Genomic DNA, 17,788 nt, shown 5'->3' on the forward strand with positions numbered 1-17,788 from the left:
CCCAAACCTTAGTCCTCGAAGGATTCCTCGGCGTTGGGGAAGGAGCGCTCGCCCACATCGGCCACGTAATTCTTCGCACCCTCCAGCAACGCGCCGCGCAAGTCCGCATAGCGGCGCACGAAACGCGGCGCCTTGGGTCCGCCCAGCCCGAAGGCATCGGTCCACACCAGGATCTGGCCGTCGGTCTGCGCGCCGGCACCGATGCCGATGGTGGGGATGGGCAGTTCCTTGGTCACCTCCTCAGCCAACGCAGCCGGGACCATCTCCAGTACCACGGCGAAGGCACCGGCGTCGGCAAGCGCGCGGGCGTCCGTGTGCAGCTTCTCCGCACCGGCACCGCGGCCCTGGACCACGAAGCCGCCCAAGGCGTGAACCTGTTGGGGCGTGAATCCGATGTGGGCGCAGACGGGGATGCCGGCGGCGACAAGCGCGGCAACAATCGGTGCGCGCTCGGCACCGCCCTCGAGCTTCACGGCCTGCGCGCCGGTTTCCTTCATGACGCGCACGGCAGACTCCAGTGCCTGGGCGGGGCCGGCCTCATAGGAACCGAAGGGCAAGTCCACCACCACGAAGGCGCGGGAGGTAGCTGAAACCACGGCGCGGGCCAGCGGAATCATTTCATCGAGGGTAAGCGAGAGCGTGGTTTCGCGGCCCAGGACCACATTGGCCAGGGAATCGCCGACGAGCAGGAGATCCACCCCGGCTTCATCGAAGATTTCGGCGGTCATGCAGTCATAGCTCGTCAGGCACGCAAAGGCCTGAGAGTTCTCTTTGGCTTGAGCAAAGAAGCGGGTGCGGAGACGGGCGCGGTGGCCAGGATTGTGAGACATGCTCTTACTCTAGACAGGGCGCTAGTGCCAGTTGACGTACAGGGTAGAGTTGGCCAGGTGACTGATCAGAATAAAGAGCAACTCGTTGGCACCAACCGCGCGGACCAGCTTCCCAAGTCCTGGGAGCCGCAGGCAGTAGAGAAAGACCTCTACGAAGGCTGGGTAAACGCCGGTTACTTCACCCCGGACGCGTCCTCGGAGGCCGAGCCCTATTCCATCGTGCTGCCGCCGCCGAACGTCACCGGCCAGCTGCACATGGGCCACGCGTTGGACCACACTCTGATCGATTCCATCATTCGCCGCAAGCGCATGCAGGGCTATGCCACCCTGTGGCTGCCGGGTGCTGACCACGCCGGTATCGCTACCCAGACCAAGGTGGAGGCCCGCCTGCGTGAGCAGGAGGGCAAGAAGCGCTGGGATTATGAGCGCGAAGAATTCATCAACAAGGTCTGGGAGTGGAAGGAAGAGTTCGGCGGCACCATCCAAAACCAGATGCGTGCCATCGGTGACTCGGTGGATTGGTCCCGCGAGCGCTTCACGCTGGATGATGGCCTCTCCCGCGCCGTCCAGACCATCTTCAAGACCCTCTACGACGAGGACCTGATCTACCAGGCCAACCGCCTGGTCAACTGGTCCCCGGTCCTGGAGACCGCCGTCTCCGACATCGAGGTGGTGTACAAGGACGTCGAGGGTGAGCTTGTCTCCATTCGCTATGGCTCGCTGAACGACGATGAACCCCACCTCATTGTGGCCACCACCCGTGTGGAGACGATGCTGGGCGACGTCGCCATTGCCGTCCACCCCGAGGACGAGCGCTACGCCCACCTGGTGGGCCAGGAACTGCCACACCCCTTCCGCGATGACCTGAGCCTGAAGATCATTGCCGATGACTACGTGGACATGGAATTCGGTACTGGTGCAGTGAAGATCACGCCGGCACACGATCCGAATGACTATGCCATGGGCCTGCGCCATGACCTGGACATGCCCACCATCATGGACACCACCGGACACATCGCGAATACCGGCACGAAGTTTGACGGCCTGGCCCGCGAAGAGGCCCGCGTAGAGATCCGTGAGGCGCTGCGCGAACAGGGCCGCATTGTCAAGGAGATCCGCCCCTACGTCCACTCCGTGGGCCACTCGGAGCGCTCCGGCGAGCCGATTGAGCCGCGCCTGAGCCTGCAGTGGTTTGTGGCCGTGGAGAAGATGGCGAAGATGTCCGGCGACGCCGTCCGCGAGGGCGATACCACCATCCACCCGAAGTCCCTGGAGCCGCGCTACTTCGAGTGGGTCGATGACATGCACGATTGGTGCATCTCCCGCCAGCTGTGGTGGGGTCACCGCATCCCCATTTGGTACGGGCCAGAGGGCGAGGACGGCCAGCGCGACATCATCTGCCTTGGTCCCGACGAGGAAGCGCCGGAAGGCTACGTCCAGGACCCGGACGTTCTGGACACCTGGTTCTCCTCTGCGCTGTGGCCTTTCTCCACGATGGGCTGGCCGGAAAAGACCGCCGATCTGGAGAAGTTCTTCCCCACGAACGTGCTGGTTACCGCCTATGACATCCTCTTCTTCTGGGTCGCACGCATGATGATGTTCGGCACCTTTGCCGGCGCGCACACCCCGGAGCTGCTCGGCGAAGGCAAGGATGGCCGCCCGCAGGTGCCGTTCACGGATATTTACCTCCATGGTCTCGTGCGCGATGAGCAGGGCCGCAAGATGTCGAAGTCCCTGGGCAACGGCATCGACCCGATGGATTGGGTGCGCGACTATGGTGCGGACGCGCTGCGTTTCACCCTGGCCCGCGGTGCCAACCCGGGCGTGGACCTGCCGCTGGCAGTCGACGCTGCCGCCGCCGGACGTAACTTCGCCACCAAGCTCTTTAACGCCACCAAGTTCGCGCTCATGAACGGCGCGGGCGTGGCGGAGCTGCCGGCACGCGACGCGCTGACCGACGCCGACCGCTGGATCCTCGACCGTTCCGAGGAGGTCCGCGCCAAGGTCGACGCCTACCTGGATGACTACCAGTTCGCCAAGGCCAATGAGCTGCTCTACCACTTCGTGTGGGATGAGCTATGTGACTGGTACCTGGAGATTGCCAAGACCCAGATCCCGCGCGACTTCGATGCGGCGAGCGCCGAGGAGCAGGCCACCGGACGCACGACCCAGATCGTTTTGGGCCGCGTGCTTGACCTGGTTCTGCGTTTGCTGCACCCGACCATGCCTTTCGTCACCGAGGTCCTGTGGAAGGCTCTGACTGGCGGGGAGACCATCGTCACAGCGCAGTGGCCTACCCAGGAGCACACCAACGGTGGCGCGGAGAAGGATGAGGTGGCTGCCCGCCGCATTCAGGATGCCGACAAGCTCATCACCGAGCTGCGCCGCTTCCGCTCCGATCAGGGCGTCAAGCCTTCCCAGAAGGTCCCGGGACGCCTCGACTTCGCCGCGGCTGACCTGCAGGAGCAGGAGGGACTCATCCGCAACCTGGCCAATACCACGGAGCCGGGCGAGGACTTCACCGCGTCTGCTTCCATCGAGGTGCGTCTGTCCCAGGCCACCGTTGAGGTCACCTTGGATACCTCCGGTGCCGTCGACGTCGCCGCTGAGCGCAAGCGCTTGGAGAAGGATCTGGCCAAGGCCCAGAAGGAACTGGACCAGACCGGCAAGAAGCTGGGTAACGAGGCCTTCCTGTCCAAGGCGCCGGAGGCAGTCGTGGAGAAGATCCGCGTGCGTCAGCAAGTGGCCCAGGAGGAGGTCGAGCGCATCACCGCACGTCTGGAGGGACTCAAGTAGTGGCGGAGGAGAAGAACCGCGAGGAATTTGAGGTCGTTGATGCCCTCGCGGAGGGCACCGATGGTGGGCCGGTGGAAATCACCGACTCCGGCCTGACCCTCAACCTCGGTGGCGAGGAGGATTACGAGGAGGCCGCCCCCGAGCAAGCTTCGCCGGAAGAGCTCGCGGAGCTGGCCGAGGTCACCGCGGAGCTCAACGCCCGCGCCCCAGAGACCATCATCGAGCCGAGCCTCGAGCGCATCGAGATGCTCATGGATCTCTTGGGTAACCCGGAGCGTTCCTTCCACGTCATCCAGGTCGCTGGCACCAACGGTAAGTCCTCGACCGCCCGCATGATTGATTCGCTGCTGCGCGCCTTCCACCGCCGTGTTGGCCTGGTGACCAGCCCGCACCTGCAGCTGGTCACCGAGCGCATCGGCATCGACGGCCACCCCATCCACCCGCGCGACTTCGTGCGCATCTGGCGTGAAATCAAGCCCTATGTGGAGATGGTGGATTCCCGCTCCGACATTCCTATGTCCACCTTCGAAGTGCTTGTTGCCATCTCTTACGCAGCCTTTGCCGATGCCCCCATCGACGTCGCCGTCGTCGAGGTCGGCCTCGGCGGCACGTGGGATGCCACCAACGTGGTCAACGCAGAGGTAGCCGTGGTCATGCCGGTAGGCCTCGACCACACGGACTACCTCGGGGATACCATTACGGAGATTGCTGGTGAGAAGGCCGGCATCATCAAGGCCCGCGAGCACGATGCCGAGGACGTGCTCACGCCAGGGGAGAACATCGCCATCGTTGCTGAACAAGACCCCGAGGCGATGCGCGTTATCCTGCAGCGCACGGTAGACGTCGGCGCCGGCGTGGCCCGCGCGGGCTCCGAATTCGCTGCACTGGAATCGCGCATCGCAGTGGGCGGCCAGCAGCTGACCATCCAGGGCCTGGGTGGGATGTACGAAGACATCTTCCTGCCGCTGCACGGCGAGCACCAAGCCAAGAACGCGGCCGTGGCTTTGGCCGCGGTGGAGGCCTTCTTCGGGGCGTCGGCAGGCCACCCGCTCGACATTGCTTCAGTGCGCACCGGCTTTGCCAAGGCCATTTCTCCCGGCCGTCTGGAGCGCGTGCGCACCAGCCCCACGACCTTCCTTGACGCCTGCCACAACCCACACGGCGCTAAGGCTTTGGCTGCAGCCCTCGACCGCGACTTCGACTTCGCGCGCCTCATCGGCGTGGTGTCCATCTTCACGGACAAGGATGCAACCGGCATCCTCACCGCCCTGGAGGCTGTGCTCACGGAGATCGTCATTACTCAGAACACCTCCCCGCGCGCCCGGGATGCCTATGAGCTGGCGGAGCTGGCCCGCGATATCTTCGGCGAAGAGCGCGTGTATGTCGAGCCCGACCTCCCTAGTGCCTATACTCAGGCCGTTGAATTGGCGGAGGATGCCGACGTGCAGTCCGGTTCCGGCATCGTGATTACTGGTTCGGTCGTCACTGCCGGTGACGCCCGCGCACTCTTTGGAAAGGAACCCGCATGAGCCCCCGTAAACCCGTCCCCGAGGAGGAGATTGGTCCGCTTGGCTTGGGCCAGGCACCGGCCAAGGATCCCCTCAAGCAATTCGGCGGCATGGTGGTGGCGAGCTCCCTCACAATGGAGCTGATCACCCTGGTCCTCGCACTGCCGATGCTATACAAGCTTTATGACGGCACCCTGTGGACCCCGTTCAACTATGGCGTGGTCATTGGTTTTATGGTGTTGCTCCTGGCGTCTTTCCCCTTCATGAATAAGCCGTGGATCGTCGGGGTACAGATTGTCCTCCACGTCATCGGTATCGTGCTCGGCTTTATGGTCCACTGGTCTGTGGCGACCATTTTCATCATCTTCGCCCTGCTCTGGGCACTCGCGGCCTATATGCGCTCGGTGATCGTCGCCCGCATGGAGCGCGGTTACCTCACCACGCAGCACCTGACTGAGAAGTAGGTCGCTGCGGTGTATATCCGGCCCGAGCTGCGCGCAGGCGCGGCGTTCATGTCGCTTTTCGATCCGACTAATCCGCTCATCCGCCGTGCCGGGCGCATCGTGCCAGCGCTGTGGCCGGCACCTTTAATCCAGGGCGTGCGCACGCGGCGGGTGAAGAACACCGAAATCCACGCGACCATCTATAGCCCGGAGAACCCGCGCGGCGCGGTGCTGTGGATCCACGGGGGCGGTCTGCTCATGGGACATCCGCGCCAGGACGTCAAGCACCTCAAGGAGACCGCCGCAGAGGTTGGAGTCACCGTCGTCGCGCCGCATTACCGCTTCGCCCCGGAGAACCCTTTTCCGGCTGCGCTTGATGACGTCCACGCGGCCCACCACTGGCTCCTCACGCATGCGGAAGAGCTGGGAATCAGCCCGGATCGGATTGTTATCGCCGGCCAAAGCGCCGGGGGAGGGCTGGCTGCCGCGTTGTGCCAGCGCCTCCACGATGAAGGCGGGGTTCAACCAGCGGGGCAGTGGCTATTTTGTCCGATGCTCGATGACCGCACAGCATCCACCGACCGCAACCCCATCTGGGACGTAGATTCCAACGCGCAGGCGTGGCGCTTCTACGTCGATGGCAACCCGGAAGCACCCTATGCCGTGCCCGGCCGCCGCACGGATCTGTCGGGGCTACCGCCGGCGTGGCTCTACGCGGGTAGCAGCGAGCTTTTCTACGGCGAGATTATGGATTACGCCGAGCGCCTGAAAACTGCTGGTGTGCCAACACAGTGCGAGGTTGTAGAAGGCGGCGTGCATGCCTTCGAGTTGTGGGCTCCCCATACCGCGGCGGCAAAGCGCCTGCTCATGCGCTCTCGCGTTTGGCTGCAGTCGACACTCAACGCGCTAGACTAACGGGCATGCTCTTTCTGCTCTACGGTCTTTCCGCACTGCTGTGCATCGCCGCGCTCGTGGCCAAGCTGTATTTCGGTGGCTTCGCGTTCCCGCTCGCACTGCTGATTCCGGCCTTCGTCTTCCTCGTCGTCGGTATGCTCAAGCAGCAGCGCGATGAGCGGCCGGTGGAGTTTGCGGATCTGGAAGAGTGGCACCGCGAGGAGCTAAAAAGCCTGCTGGAGAGCGGTCAATACGGCACGGCCGTGCGTCAAGTGCAGTTGTGGTTTCGCGGAACGAGCCATGAGCGCGCGGAAGAAATCGTGCAACACCTCACGTAACGCTTAGAATTAGCCCCACTGTCAGGACGCGGGAGCACCTGTTCTGTACTATGTGCCCTATGACTGAACGTACACTCATTCTCATCAAGCCGGATGGCGTCAAGAACGGCCACGTGGGCGAGATCATCTCTCGCATCGAGCGCAAGGGCCTGAAGCTCGTCGCCATGGATCTGCGCGTCGCCGACGAGGAGACCGCTAAGAAGCACTACGCCGAGCACGAGGACAAGCCTTTCTTCGGCGAGCTCGTTGACTTCATCACCTCTGCACCGTTGGTTGCTGGCATCGTCGAGGGCGAGTCCGCTATCGCCGCATGGCGTCAGCTGGCCGGTGGCACCCACCCGGTGGAGAAGGCCACCCCGGGCACCATCCGCGGTGACTTCGCTCTGACCGTTGGCGAGAACGTCGTCCACGGTTCCGACTCCCCGGAGTCCGCTGAGCGTGAGATCTCCATCTGGTTCCCGAACCTCTAAAGAAGTTCACCGCGCCTAGCGCGCAATAAAGCCCGAGCAGTTCACAAAGATGAATGAACTGCTCGGGCTTTTGTCATTTCTGGCCCTTAGCCCGAACCCGTCCTGTGTGCTCGAGTGCAGATAATCTGGGCGCGGCTTAGTCGAACGAGAGCAGCGTGCGCAATGCCATAAAGGCGTCTTTGTGCACCTGGTGGGTGACGGTGCGGCCGCGTTGCTGCTTCGATAGCAAGCCGGCCTCCCGCAGGCGCGCTAGGTGGTGGGAGACCGTGGGCTGGCTCAGCGCAGTGAGCTCGGTGAGTTCCGTGACGCTCATGGGTCCACAGCCTTCATCGCACAGGATGGACAAAAGACGCAGGCGTGCTGGGTCTGCCAGCACTTTGAATTGCTGCGAAAAATGCCTCGCCTCGGCGTCGTTGAGCGGGCCCGTGCTTAAGGAGCAACACTCAGTGCCGCGCGCGCTGGTCTCGGGCGTGGAAGAGGAAGCCATGCGATCAGTATAGGGGTTATTCTTGCGCCCTACGTTATATTGACGCATATCAATACGTGCTGTACATTGCATGTTTGTATCGTGCTCTGTTCAACGTTGAAGGAGGGGGAGACATGGCTGTGCCGCAGCGCCCGACGTTGTCTTTTCTTGATCGGTTTCTACCCGTGTGGATCATTCTGGCGATGGCCGCCGGACTGCTCATTGGCCACCTCATTCCCGGGATTGGCCAAGCCTTGGGTGCCGTTGAAGTCGGCGGGATTTCCATCCCGATCGCCATTGGCCTCCTCGTCATGATGTACCCACCCTTGGCCAAGGTTCGCTATGAGAAGACCAAGGAAATTGCCACGGATGGCCGCCTCATGGCAGTATCGCTCGTCCTCAACTGGCTGGTGGGGTCGGCGTTTATGTTTACTCTGGCGTGGCTGTTCTTGGCGGACCAGTCGGAGCTGCGGACCGGCCTCATCATTGTGGGGCTTGCGCGCTGTATTGCCATGGTGCTTGTGTGGTCGGACCTCTCGTGCGCTGACCGCGAGGCAACGGCTGTGCTTGTCGCCCTGAACTCCATCTTCCAGGTCGCTATGTTTGGTGTTCTGGGCTGGTTCTACCTTCGCGTTCTCCCCGGATGGCTGGGCCTGGACACGACGAGCGCTGACTTTTCTTTCTGGGCCATTGTTAAGTCCGTACTTGTCTTCTTGGGCATACCGTTCCTGTTGGGTGCGCTGTCTCGCGTGTGGGGCGAAAAGGTAAAAGGACGGGAATGGTTTGAGAACCGCTTCCTCCCAGCCGTATCGCCCCTGGCCATGATTGGTCTGTTGTACACAATTGTGTTGCTCTTTTCCCTGCAGGGCGAGCACATTGTGGAGCAGCCAGCAACGGTAGCGCGCGTGGCTGTGCCGCTGGTTATCTACTTCGTGGGCATGTTTGTGCTGTCGCTGGTAGTGGCAAAGGCCGTTGGCATGAATTACGCGCAGTCTGCCAGCGTGGCGTTTACTGCAGCAGGAAATAACTTTGAACTAGCCATTGCAGTATCCATCGGCACCTTCGGAGCGATGTCTGCTCAAGCCCTTGCCGGAACGATTGGTCCCCTTGTTGAGATTCCAGTCCTCGTTGGTCTGGTTTATTTCATGCTGTGGATTGGCCCGAAACTCTTCCCGGGAGATGCCACTCTTCCGCGCTAGCGTGTGCGTGCAGCGTCCATGCTGCGCACGCCGGATTCGGTCAGAGTGATGTTAAAGGTCCGCTCACCACTCCACTTGATGAGACCAGGCAGCTTCACCACGCCGGCCGCTTCGAGTTCACGGAGTTCTTCTTCGAGCCCCTCCTCGTAGCCGATCAGCCGCCCCAGCTCAGAGATGGAGGTGGTATTGCCAGTGACTGCACCGGCGGCGACCAGCCCGCTGAGGACTTCCGGGTGAGTTTCTACTGCGGTGATGCTCGCTTGAGTGACGCCTTCGAGGCTTCCTTGTTCGGTGATGGCCTCGATGCGGCGCTTGCCAACGCGAAAAGAGGTCGTGCCGAAGGCACGGCCGCCGAAGATGAACGCGGGGATGGAGAAGGCGGTAAGTCCAGCGGCGATAAGGATGGGGTTGGGTGAGGTATCGCCGATAATCCCGGTGGACTTAATTCCCTCAGTGATGAGAGGGGAGAAGATAGCAAGCACCGGTAGAAAGTAGGCGAGAAGAGGGTAATCGCCCGCCCGGTACTCTTCTTGCGCAGCTTGGACGAACTTTGGCTTGCTGCGAATGATGCGGATGGCGCCGTAAAGCATCACCATGATGAGCACCGCATAGACAGGGACCGCATAAGGGAAAGGAAAATCGACGACGCGAAGGCCGGAGGCGATGCCCGCCGGTACAGCAACTGTGATGATATCCCGCAGCGCAATCTCGTTGCGGGCGCGCGCCTGCGCCACGGTGCGTGGCGCCTGTTTAGGTAATTTCCGTTCTGCCGGTGTGTTCGTGGGCGCGCTGTCGGACATAGCGGCGATACTAACATGTGAGCCTCGGTCGAGCTCTGTGCCAGAATGGAAGGCGCTGACAACTTAATAAAGACGAAGAGAATTTTTCAAAGACTCACTACCGTGTGGCGGCAACCTGCGCCCGGGGTGAGCAGACGTCAGGAGATTAGCCACTGATGGCATCCAAGAAGAAAACAGAAGAAGCACGTAGTGAATCGACGTTGGCCGCGGCGGTAGCGGGGATCGACCGCGAGGCGCTCGCCCCCAAAACCCGCCTCTATGCCCTGGCTAAGCAGGTGGGCGTGGCCTCCAAGGAGCTGGTGGCTCAGTTCGCACATATGGGAATTAAGAAGTCCGCACAGTCTTCGCTGACACCGGAAGAGGTGGGCCAGCTTATCGACGCCCTCGTACCCGCAACCGAAGCCCCCGAGCAGGCCGCAACCGAGGACAACCAGGTCGCGGCCGAGGATGCCGACCAGCCGGAGGTTTCGGCAGAGGATAAGCCCACGAAGACCGTCAAGAAGAAGCGCGCCAAGCGCGCGGTCAAACGCGTGAGCAAGGCAGGCAAGAAGGCTGAGTCGAAGGAGCAGGCAGAGGAACCCACACCGGAAGAGTCTGCTGCGCAACCGGACAGCGCGGGGGAGTCCCAGGAAGCCGCGCTGGCACAGGATGCTGAGCAGGCCGCGCAACCGGAGCAGCTGAGCGAGGAAGAGGAGAAGCTGCGCGAGCGCGTGCGTAAGAACGTTGATAACGAGATTTCGCAGATCGTCGACAAGGTCGATGCTGAAATGCTGCACGAGGCGCTCGCCGAGGCCGGTGAAAGCGACGAGGGGGACGACCTCACCCCACTGATTACCCCGATGGCTGAAGAAGACCCGGACGTGTACGACTTTGCGCCAGTCTTCATGGCGCCGAAGATCACGCCGCTGTCCAAGCGTCAGAAGCCAGAAGAGCACGAGGAGGAATCCGAGGAGGATGCAGCGCCGGTAAGCCAGCCGCGGGGTCGTCGGCGCGGCAGCCGCGGCACCTCCCGTGGCCGCGGGGCAGAAGGCCGTGGGTCCGCCCGTGAGGAAGTCGAGCACATCGAAGAACCGAAGGCGATTAAAGGCTCGACCCGCATCGAGGCACAGCGCCGTCGCCGCGCGGAGCTGCGGGAGAAAGGTCGGGAGCGCCAGCACATTGTCTCCCAAGCGGAGTTCCTGGCGCGCCGCGAATCGGTCGAGCGCACTATGGTGGTGCGCGATAAGCAGCGCACCGACGGCGCGGGCGTCATCACGCAGGTGGGCGTGCTCGAAGACGACCTTTTGGTAGAGCACTTCGTCACGACCGAAACGCACCCATCCCAGATAGGCAATATCTACTTGGGCCGTGTGCAGAATGTCTTGCCTTCGATGGAGGCGGCCTTCGTGGATATCGGACAAGGCCGAAACGGCGTGCTGTATGCGGGCGACATCGACTGGCGTGCCTTGGGGATTGGTGGGCGCAGCCGCAAGGTAGAAAACGCGTTGAAGTCCGGTGATCAGGTGCTGGTCCAGGTGGCCAAGGACCCCATCGGTCATAAGGGCGCACGTTTGACCACCCAGATTTCCCTGGCCGGTCGCTTCCTGGTGTACGTGCCGGGCGGGCGCAGTGCGGGAATCTCCCGCAAGCTGCCAGCGCCGGAGCGCAAGCGCCTCAAGGGAATCCTGGAGCGCGTCATCCCAGGGGATGGCGGCGCCATCATCCGTACCGCTGCAGAAAATGTGTCGGAGGAGGACATCGCTTCCGACGTCAACCGTCTGCACTCCCTGTGGGAGGACATCAGCGCCCGCGCCGCGCATGAAAAGGCAACGAAGGGCGCCAAGCCGGTGACCTTGTACGAGGAGCCGGATCTGCTCATCAAGGTGGTGCGTGACCTCTTCAATGAGGACTTCAGCACCTTGGTGGTGGATGGTAAGCGTTCCTACAACACGGTCAGCGCCTACGTGGACTCGATGGCACACGACCTGGCCGATCGCGTCGTGCGCTATGACGCGCGCGAGCATGATGGCGAGGATGCTTTTAGCGCCTACCGCATCGATGAGCAGCTGCAGAAGGCCCTCGGCCGCAAGGTGTGGCTGCCCTCGGGCGGCACGCTCGTGATCGATCGCACGGAGGCCATGACGGTCATCGACGTCAACACGGGCAAGTTCACCGGCTCCGGCGGCAACCTAGAAGAAACAGTGACGCGCAATAACCTCGAAGCAGCCGAGGAGATCGTGCGCCAGATGCGCCTGCGCGATATTGGCGGCATGATTGTCGTGGACTTCATCGACATGGTCTTGCCGGAAAACCAGGACCTGGTACTGCGCCGCCTGAAAGAAGCGTTGGGCCGCGACCGCACCCGCCACCAGGTATCCGAAGTCACCTCACTCGGTCTGGTCCAGATGACCCGCAAGCGCGTGGGCACCGGCCTCATCGAGACTTTCTCCACGGAGTGTGAGGCCTGCCATGGCCGCGGAATCATCATCCACGACTACCCGGTTGATGAGGAGACGGAAGAGGATAACTCGAAGCCGCAGCGCCGGGGCCGCAAGGAGCGTCGCGCACCGCAGCGCGATCCGAAGAAGCACCCGGCCGCCGTCCGCATGCACCGCGACGACGGGGATGCTGCAGCGAACCACGAGCCCGCCGAGCCTGAAAACGTAGAGGAAACGCGCGATGAGGAATCCTCTCTGGAAGAACTCGTGGCCAACGTGGTCGTCGTCGACGAGGAAGAAGCGGATACGCCGGATAGTGCGTCCATTGGCTACGCCGTAGCCGAAAGCCTGGAAGCGAAGCGTTCGAAGCCGAAGTCAAAGCAGAAGCGCTCGCGCAAGCCGCGCCGGGCAACGCGTACTTTCCGGGAGCCGCAGCGCGCGGATGCGAGCGAAGGCTCGGCTTCTGTGCAGGAAGCGCAGGACAAGCACGCCGAAGCGGAGAAATCCTCCGCGCAGCGGTCAGAGCAGACCTACGAGGAGGCCGTCGCCGCCTTCGAGAACTCGCCGCGCCGCAAGCGCCGCACGCGCGGAAATTCCCGCTCGGATATTCGCCCGAAGCGCGAAGACTTCGTGCAGGAGGAAACGCCGGCCAAGGAAGCCCAGCTGGCTACCTCCAAGAAGCAGGATAAGGCTGAGCGAAAGAACGCGGAGTCGGGCGAGACAACGAGCGTGCGCTCCACCCGTGGTCGCGGTCGTCGTCGGGTGGTGCGTAAGATGTCTCAGAGCCAGCCCGCCCCGGCATCGAATGAACGCGAACAGGGAAGCGACGCTAAGGAGCGCGAGGCCTCCGTACGGACTACGGCGTCGACAAGAAGCAGGGGCGGGCGCGGGAGGCGTCGTGTAACACGGCGCAGGTTGCGCTAGAAAAGGCGTTTTGCCTTTTCGCCCCCTCACGGGGTAGTCTTTGACAGTCGCTGTTTAGACCATGAATGCGCTGGATGGGACGAACGCGGTTTTCGCGCGTCTCTCGCGGCTCATGTTCTAAACGCCATTGTCCAATGTCCATTCGTTAGCGGCACCACCCAGCTGCTAGCGAGCCGAGTTTAGATAAGGGGTAGCCCTCTATGTACGCGATCGTCAAGACCGGCGGAAAGCAGTACAAGGTTGCTGAAGGTGACCTCGTCAAGGTCGAGAAGATCGAGGGTGAGCCGGGTTCCTCCGTTGCTCTCACCCCGGTTCTGCTCGTCGATGGCGCAACCGTCAAGTCGAAGGCTGCAGACCTGGAGAAGGTCTCCGTCTCCGCTGAAATTGTCGAGCAGGGCAAGGGCCCGAAGATCGACATCCTCAAGTACAAGAACAAGACTGGTTACAAGCGTCGCATTGGTCACCGTCAGCCGGTGACCACGCTGAAGATTACCGGTATCAAGTAAGCCTTAACCGGCTCTAATTCATCCCTGAAGGAGGGAAAACCACATGGCAACTAAGAAGGGTGCTTCCAGCTCCAGCAACGGTCGCGATTCCGAGTCCAAGCGTCTCGGCGTCAAGCGCTTCGGTGGTCAGCAGGTTAAGGCCGGCGAGATCATCGTGCGTCAGCGCGGCACCAAGTTCCACCCGGGTGAGAACGTTGGTCGCGGCGGCGACGATACCCTGTTCGCTCTCGCTGCAGGTTCTGTTGAGTTCGGCGTCAAGCGTGGCCGTCGTCTGGTCAACATTGTTCCGGCTGAAGAGGCTGCTGCAGAAGCAACTGCTTAAGAGCTTACTGGCCTAATCCCGAGCATGTCGCTCGGGATTTTGTCGTTTTCGCGCCAGCTGGTGCGGCTTAGCTGCGCGGAGGAAAATGAGTGGGCACTAGCGCCGGGTTCACGCCGGTGGCCAACTAGGACGGCATGCAAGGAACCGTTAGACTAGCGGGCATGGCACGATTCATTGACCGAGTGGTCTTGCACCTACAGGCAGGCGACGGCGGACACGGCTGCGCCTCCGTCCACCGCGAAAAGTTCAAGCCGCTCGGCGGGCCCGATGGCGGCAACGGCGGCCACGGCGGAGACATCCTGCTGGAGGTCTCAACCCAAATCCACACACTGATGGACTTCCACTACCGCCCGCATATCAAGTCCGAGCGCGGCGGCAATGGTGCTGGCGATATGCGCAACGGTGCGCGCGGCAAGGATCTCATTCTCGAGGTACCGGCGGGCACCGTAGTTTACGCCGAGGACGGGGAGATGCTCGCGGACCTCACGGTCCCGGGAACCCGCTTCGTGGCCGCGGAGGGGGGATTCGGCGGACTCGGCAACGCCGCACTGGCCTCCGCAGCCCGCAAGGCTCCGGGCTTTGCGCTGCAGGGAGAACCGGGCGAGGCGCGCGATCTCATTCTGGAGCTGAAGTCCATGGCAGACGTCGGCCTCGTCGGATTCCCTTCCGCAGGCAAGTCCTCGCTCATTTCGGTCCTTTCGGCCGCCAAGCCGAAGATCGGTGACTATCCTTTCACCACCCTCCAGCCCAACCTCGGCGTGGTGGATATGGGCCATGAGTCCTTCACCATGGCGGATGTTCCGGGCCTAATCCCCGGGGCCGCCGAGGGTAAAGGTTTGGGCCTCGACTTCTTGCGTCATATCGAGCGCACCGCGGTGCTCGCACACGTCGTGGACACCGCCTCCATTGAGCCGGGCCGCGATCCGCTCTCGGATATCGAGGCCCTCGAAACCGAGCTGGCCAAGTACCAAGAGCTGCTGGAGCAGGACACTGGCCTGGGTGATCTGCGCGAGCGCCCGCGCGTCATCATCCTCAACAAGGCTGACGTTCCTGAGGCCGAAGAGCTAGCTGAATTTGTCAAGGGCGACCTCGAGGAAAAGTACGGCTGGCCGGTCTTCATCATTTCCGCAGTCGCCCGGAAGGGGCTTGACCCACTCAAGTACAAGCTCATGGAGATGGTCAACGAGCACCGCAAGGCCCAGCCCAAGGTCGCTGCGGACAAGAACCACACCATCATTCAGCCCAAGTCCGTAGGCAAGAAAAAGAAGGGCCGGTTCGCCGACTTCACCGTCACCCCGGACCCCGAGGTGGAGGGCGGCTTCATCGTTGAGGGCGAGAAGATCGACCGCTGGATTCGCCAGACCGACTTCGAAAACGACGAGGCCGTGGGCTACCTCGCGGACCGCCTGGCCAAGGCTGGTGTTGAAGACGAGCTGCACCGCCAAGGCGCGCAGGAAGGCTGCCCGGTGACCATCGGGGATATCACCTTTGAGTACGAGCCCATGGCCGGTGGCCGTGCTACCGATGCTGGCCGCGGACAGGATGGCCGCCTCATGAGCACCGAGCGTGTCTCCGCTGCCGAGCGCAAGCGCGCTTCCCAGGCGCGCCGCGGTCTTGTCGATGAGTTTGACTTTGGCACTGATGGTGAGGTCACGCGCGAGTCCGCGAACCGCGATCGCTGGCAGGGCTAGCCCGGTATACTGAGCCGGTATGTCATCCGAACACGACAACCAGACCGACTATCCTCTTCCCCTCGAACCTTTCGAGGGGCCAACCCCGGATATGGACTATCCGGAGACGACCACGCTGTCGGAAAAATCCAGCGGCTTCTCCTCGCCTTTGCGCGACCAGATCGCACAGGCCAAGCGCATCGTCATCAAGATCGGCTCATCCTCGCTGACGCGCGATGACTTCGTGACCTCGACCGAGAAGATCGACAAGATCGTTGACGCCGTCTGTGCACGCATGAACGTCTCGGACATCATCATTGTCTCCTCCGGTGCGGTGGCCGCGGGCATGGGGCCGCTGGGCCTGACCACGCGCCCCACCGATTTGGCCACCAAGCAGGCTGCCGCCGCGGTGGGCCAGGTTCACCTCGCCTACGAGTGGGGCGTGTCCTTTGCTCGCTATAACCGCACCATTGGGCAGGTGCTGCTGACCGCGTCGGACGTCGGCAAGCGCGATCGCGCCCGCAACGCTCAGCGCACCATTGATCGCCTGCGTCAGTTGCGCACGGTGCCGATCGTTAATGAGAATGACACCGTTGCGACGTCCGAGATGCATTTCGGCGATAACGACCGCCTTTCCGCGCTCGTGGCCAACCTCGTCGGCGCGGACGCGCTCTTCCTTTTCTCCGACGTGGACGGTCTCTACGACAAGAACCCCGCGGAGCCCGATGCCAAGTTCGTGGAGGAGGTGCGCACCGGCAAGGACCTCAAGGCGGTCGTTGCTGGCGACGGCGGCAAGGTCGGCACCGGCGGTATGGCCACGAAGGTCTCCGCTGCTCGCCTGGCCACGCGCGGCGGCATCCCGGTGCTGTTGACCTCGGCGGACAATATTGGGCAGGCGCTTGACGACGCCTCCGTAGGCACCGTCTTCCACACCCGTGAGGAGCGCCGCCTGTCCGCATGGAAGTTCTGGGCATTGTATTGTGCAGATACTGGCGGCTCCTTGCGCCTCGACGAGGGCGCCATGGAAGCCGTGGTCCGTGGCGGAAACTCCCTGTTGGCCGTGGGCATCACGGATATCAAGGGTGAGTTCAGCGCCGGTGAGATCGTGGACATCATGGGCCCCAAGGGCCAGGTCATCGGCCGCGGTGAAGTGGGCTATGACTCCGCCACGCTGCGCAACCTGCTGGGCAAGCACACCGAGGAGCTCCCGGAAGATATGCGCCGTCCTGTTGTCCACGCCGATTACCTGTCCAATTTCGCGTCCCGAGTTTGATGCGTTATTTCATGGGCCCCGATGTGTGGGCAGCAACCGTGGCAGATATCGACGCTGCTGGGCACGAGCGCGTCGGGAGCTTGGAGGAGGCGGAGGTCTTTGTCAACACCGCCTCGGATCCAGCGCAGACCCCGGAGATTCCGGAGAATATCCAGTGGGTGCAATACTGCTTCACCGGGGTCAACCGCCATATTGATGCCGGACTCATCCGGCGGGACGGGCTCCCGTGGTGCAACTCCGCCGGCGCTTTTGCCAAGCCCGTGGCGGAATCCGCGCTGGGGCTGATGCTCTCCCAAGCACACCACCACAAGGCCTTCGCCCTGGCGAAGTCGTGGTCGGTGGCGCGCGAGCTCGATGAATCCCAAGCCTGGCTCTATGACCAGCAGGGGCCAACGCGCGTGCTCATCGTGGGCGCGGGAGGCATCGGGAAGCAGCTCATGGCCTATCTCGCGCCTTTCGGCGCGCACATCACCGCGATGAACCGCTCGGGCCGCCCGGTGGACGGCGCGGACGTAACACTGCCGATTGAGCGCGTCGACGAAGCATGGGGCGAGGCGGATTTCGTTGTGAGCATCCTGCCGGCGACGGCCGCCACGGAAGCACTCTTTGATGCCGCTGTGTTCCGCGCCATGAAGCACTCGGCGGTGTTTATCAACGTCGGCCGCGGCAGCACCGTAGTGACTGACGATCTTGTGGACGCACTGCGCACGGGCGAGATTGCCGGAGCGGGCCTCGAGGTCATGGACCCGGAGCCGCTTCCGGATGGCCACCCGCTCTATGAGCTCCCCAACGCCACGCTGACCCCGCACATGGCGGCTTCGGAGCACGTGGCCCAGTACCACTTGGGTGCTATCTTCAATGCCAACGCCGCCGCGTGGGAGCGCGGCGAGGAAATGCCCACGCGCGTCGACCCGGACGCCGGATACTAACAA

16 protein-coding genes are annotated in these 17,788 nt (G+C 62.7%); 13 read left to right on the plus strand and 3 right to left on the minus strand.

The window, feature by feature from the left end; all coding sequences use genetic code 11:
* Positions 1-8: 8 nt before the first annotated feature.
* On the minus strand, positions 9-830 hold the full coding sequence (gene panB, locus QP363_RS09750) for a 3-methyl-2-oxobutanoate hydroxymethyltransferase (RefSeq protein WP_216380673.1): 822 nt from the start codon (positions 828-830) through the stop codon (positions 9-11).
* Positions 831-887: 57 nt separating this feature from the next.
* Between panB and QP363_RS09755 the strand changes: the two genes are divergently transcribed.
* From QP363_RS09755 to ndk, 6 genes are read left to right on the plus strand one after another with little or no spacing between them, the layout of a single operon-like run.
* Positions 888-3,626 (plus strand): valine--tRNA ligase, encoded by a 2,739-nt coding sequence (locus tag QP363_RS09755; RefSeq protein ID WP_284764357.1) that lies wholly within the window; start codon positions 888-890, stop codon positions 3,624-3,626.
* The gene (locus QP363_RS09760) at positions 3,626-5,155 is read left to right on the plus strand and encodes a folylpolyglutamate synthase/dihydrofolate synthase family protein (RefSeq protein ID WP_070447816.1); all 1,530 of its coding nucleotides are present in this window, start codon (positions 3,626-3,628) and stop codon (positions 5,153-5,155) included. The genes QP363_RS09755 and QP363_RS09760 overlap by 1 nt, the downstream gene beginning before the upstream one ends.
* The gene (locus tag QP363_RS09765; RefSeq protein WP_070447819.1) at positions 5,152-5,598 is read left to right on the plus strand and encodes a DUF4233 domain-containing protein; all 447 of its coding nucleotides are present in this window, start codon (positions 5,152-5,154) and stop codon (positions 5,596-5,598) included. Before QP363_RS09760 ends, QP363_RS09765 begins: the two co-directional genes overlap by 4 nt.
* Before the next feature lie 48 nt (positions 5,599-5,646).
* The gene (locus QP363_RS09770; protein WP_070730865.1) at positions 5,647-6,492 is read left to right on the plus strand and encodes an alpha/beta hydrolase; all 846 of its coding nucleotides are present in this window, start codon (positions 5,647-5,649) and stop codon (positions 6,490-6,492) included.
* A 5-nt stretch (positions 6,493-6,497) separates the two neighbouring features.
* Positions 6,498-6,809 carry a hypothetical protein gene (locus tag QP363_RS09775; RefSeq protein ID WP_070711118.1) on the plus strand — a complete coding sequence of 104 codons (312 nt, stop codon included), beginning with the start codon at positions 6,498-6,500 and terminating at the stop codon, positions 6,807-6,809.
* A gap of 59 nt (positions 6,810-6,868) precedes the next feature.
* Entirely contained in the window at positions 6,869-7,279 is a 411-nt protein-coding gene (gene ndk, locus QP363_RS09780; protein WP_039676402.1) for a nucleoside-diphosphate kinase, read from the plus strand.
* Positions 7,280-7,415: 136 nt separating this feature from the next.
* Here ndk and QP363_RS09785 read toward each other — a convergent pair whose 3' ends face one another.
* Positions 7,416-7,766 (minus strand): metalloregulator ArsR/SmtB family transcription factor, encoded by a 351-nt coding sequence (locus QP363_RS09785; protein ID WP_070447901.1) that lies wholly within the window; start codon positions 7,764-7,766, stop codon positions 7,416-7,418.
* A 113-nt stretch (positions 7,767-7,879) separates the two neighbouring features.
* Here QP363_RS09785 and arsB point away from each other — a divergent pair, with 113 nt between their 5' ends.
* A complete protein-coding gene (arsB, locus tag QP363_RS09790) occupies positions 7,880-8,944 on the plus strand; it encodes an ACR3 family arsenite efflux transporter (RefSeq protein ID WP_284764369.1) in 1,065 nt (354 codons plus the stop codon).
* Here arsB and QP363_RS09795 read toward each other — a convergent pair.
* Entirely contained in the window at positions 8,941-9,744 is an 804-nt protein-coding gene (locus QP363_RS09795) for a hypothetical protein (RefSeq protein ID WP_070711116.1), read from the minus strand. The two genes, arsB and QP363_RS09795, sit on opposite strands and share 4 nt — an antisense overlap.
* 155 nt (positions 9,745-9,899) lie before the next feature.
* Here QP363_RS09795 and QP363_RS09800 point away from each other — a divergent pair, with 155 nt between their 5' ends.
* The 6 genes from QP363_RS09800 (at position 9,900) to QP363_RS09825 (ending at position 17,785) form a co-directional block, all read left to right on the plus strand.
* Positions 9,900-13,085 carry a translation initiation factor IF-2 N-terminal domain-containing protein gene (locus QP363_RS09800; protein ID WP_284764371.1) on the plus strand — a complete coding sequence of 1,062 codons (3,186 nt, stop codon included), beginning with the start codon at positions 9,900-9,902 and terminating at the stop codon, positions 13,083-13,085.
* A 200-nt stretch (positions 13,086-13,285) separates the two neighbouring features.
* On the plus strand, positions 13,286-13,591 hold the full coding sequence (rplU, locus tag QP363_RS09805) for a 50S ribosomal protein L21 (RefSeq protein WP_070447835.1): 306 nt from the start codon (positions 13,286-13,288) through the stop codon (positions 13,589-13,591).
* Positions 13,592-13,634: 43 nt separating this feature from the next.
* Positions 13,635-13,913, plus strand: a complete 279-nt coding sequence (gene rpmA / locus QP363_RS09810; protein WP_070447838.1) for a 50S ribosomal protein L27 — start codon at positions 13,635-13,637, stop codon at positions 13,911-13,913.
* A 161-nt stretch (positions 13,914-14,074) separates the two neighbouring features.
* Positions 14,075-15,604, plus strand: coding sequence for a GTPase ObgE (obgE, locus tag QP363_RS09815; RefSeq protein ID WP_284764375.1), 1,530 nt, complete (start codon positions 14,075-14,077; stop codon positions 15,602-15,604).
* 91 nt (positions 15,605-15,695) lie between these two features.
* Entirely contained in the window at positions 15,696-16,856 is a 1,161-nt protein-coding gene (proB, locus tag QP363_RS09820) for a glutamate 5-kinase (RefSeq protein WP_284764398.1), read from the plus strand.
* Positions 16,856-17,785, plus strand: coding sequence for a D-isomer specific 2-hydroxyacid dehydrogenase family protein (locus QP363_RS09825; protein WP_284764377.1), 930 nt, complete (start codon positions 16,856-16,858; stop codon positions 17,783-17,785). Before proB ends, QP363_RS09825 begins: the two co-directional genes overlap by 1 nt.
* Positions 17,786-17,788 lie beyond the last annotated feature (3 nt).

The sequence above is a fragment of the Corynebacterium sp. UMB6689 genome (genome assembly GCF_030215295.1).
In the GTDB taxonomy this organism is placed as follows: domain Bacteria; phylum Actinomycetota; class Actinomycetes; order Mycobacteriales; family Mycobacteriaceae; genus Corynebacterium; species Corynebacterium aurimucosum.

What these genes read in the sequence shown, in the direction of transcription:
- QP363_RS09775 (WP_070711118.1), top strand. Translation starts at nt 6,498, where the DNA reads ATGCTCTTTCTGCTCTACGGTCTTTCCGCACTGCTGTGCATCGCCGCG.
- panB (WP_216380673.1), bottom strand. Translation starts at nt 830, where the DNA reads ATGTCTCACAATCCTGGCCACCGCGCCCGTCTCCGCACCCGCTTCTTT.
- rplU (WP_070447835.1), top strand. Translation starts at nt 13,286, where the DNA reads ATGTACGCGATCGTCAAGACCGGCGGAAAGCAGTACAAGGTTGCTGAA.
- QP363_RS09800 (WP_284764371.1), top strand. Translation starts at nt 9,900, where the DNA reads ATGGCATCCAAGAAGAAAACAGAAGAAGCACGTAGTGAATCGACGTTG.
- QP363_RS09795 (WP_070711116.1), bottom strand. Translation starts at nt 9,744, where the DNA reads ATGTCCGACAGCGCGCCCACGAACACACCGGCAGAACGGAAATTACCT.
- obgE (WP_284764375.1), top strand. Translation starts at nt 14,075, where the DNA reads ATGGCACGATTCATTGACCGAGTGGTCTTGCACCTACAGGCAGGCGAC.
- QP363_RS09785 (WP_070447901.1), bottom strand. Translation starts at nt 7,766, where the DNA reads ATGGCTTCCTCTTCCACGCCCGAGACCAGCGCGCGCGGCACTGAGTGT.
- QP363_RS09765 (WP_070447819.1), top strand. Translation starts at nt 5,152, where the DNA reads ATGAGCCCCCGTAAACCCGTCCCCGAGGAGGAGATTGGTCCGCTTGGC.
- rpmA (WP_070447838.1), top strand. Translation starts at nt 13,635, where the DNA reads ATGGCAACTAAGAAGGGTGCTTCCAGCTCCAGCAACGGTCGCGATTCC.
- QP363_RS09770 (WP_070730865.1), top strand. Translation starts at nt 5,647, where the DNA reads ATGTCGCTTTTCGATCCGACTAATCCGCTCATCCGCCGTGCCGGGCGC.
- proB (WP_284764398.1), top strand. Translation starts at nt 15,696, where the DNA reads ATGGACTATCCGGAGACGACCACGCTGTCGGAAAAATCCAGCGGCTTC.
- arsB (WP_284764369.1), top strand. Translation starts at nt 7,880, where the DNA reads ATGGCTGTGCCGCAGCGCCCGACGTTGTCTTTTCTTGATCGGTTTCTA.
- QP363_RS09825 (WP_284764377.1), top strand. Translation starts at nt 16,856, where the DNA reads ATGCGTTATTTCATGGGCCCCGATGTGTGGGCAGCAACCGTGGCAGAT.
- ndk (WP_039676402.1), top strand. Translation starts at nt 6,869, where the DNA reads ATGACTGAACGTACACTCATTCTCATCAAGCCGGATGGCGTCAAGAAC.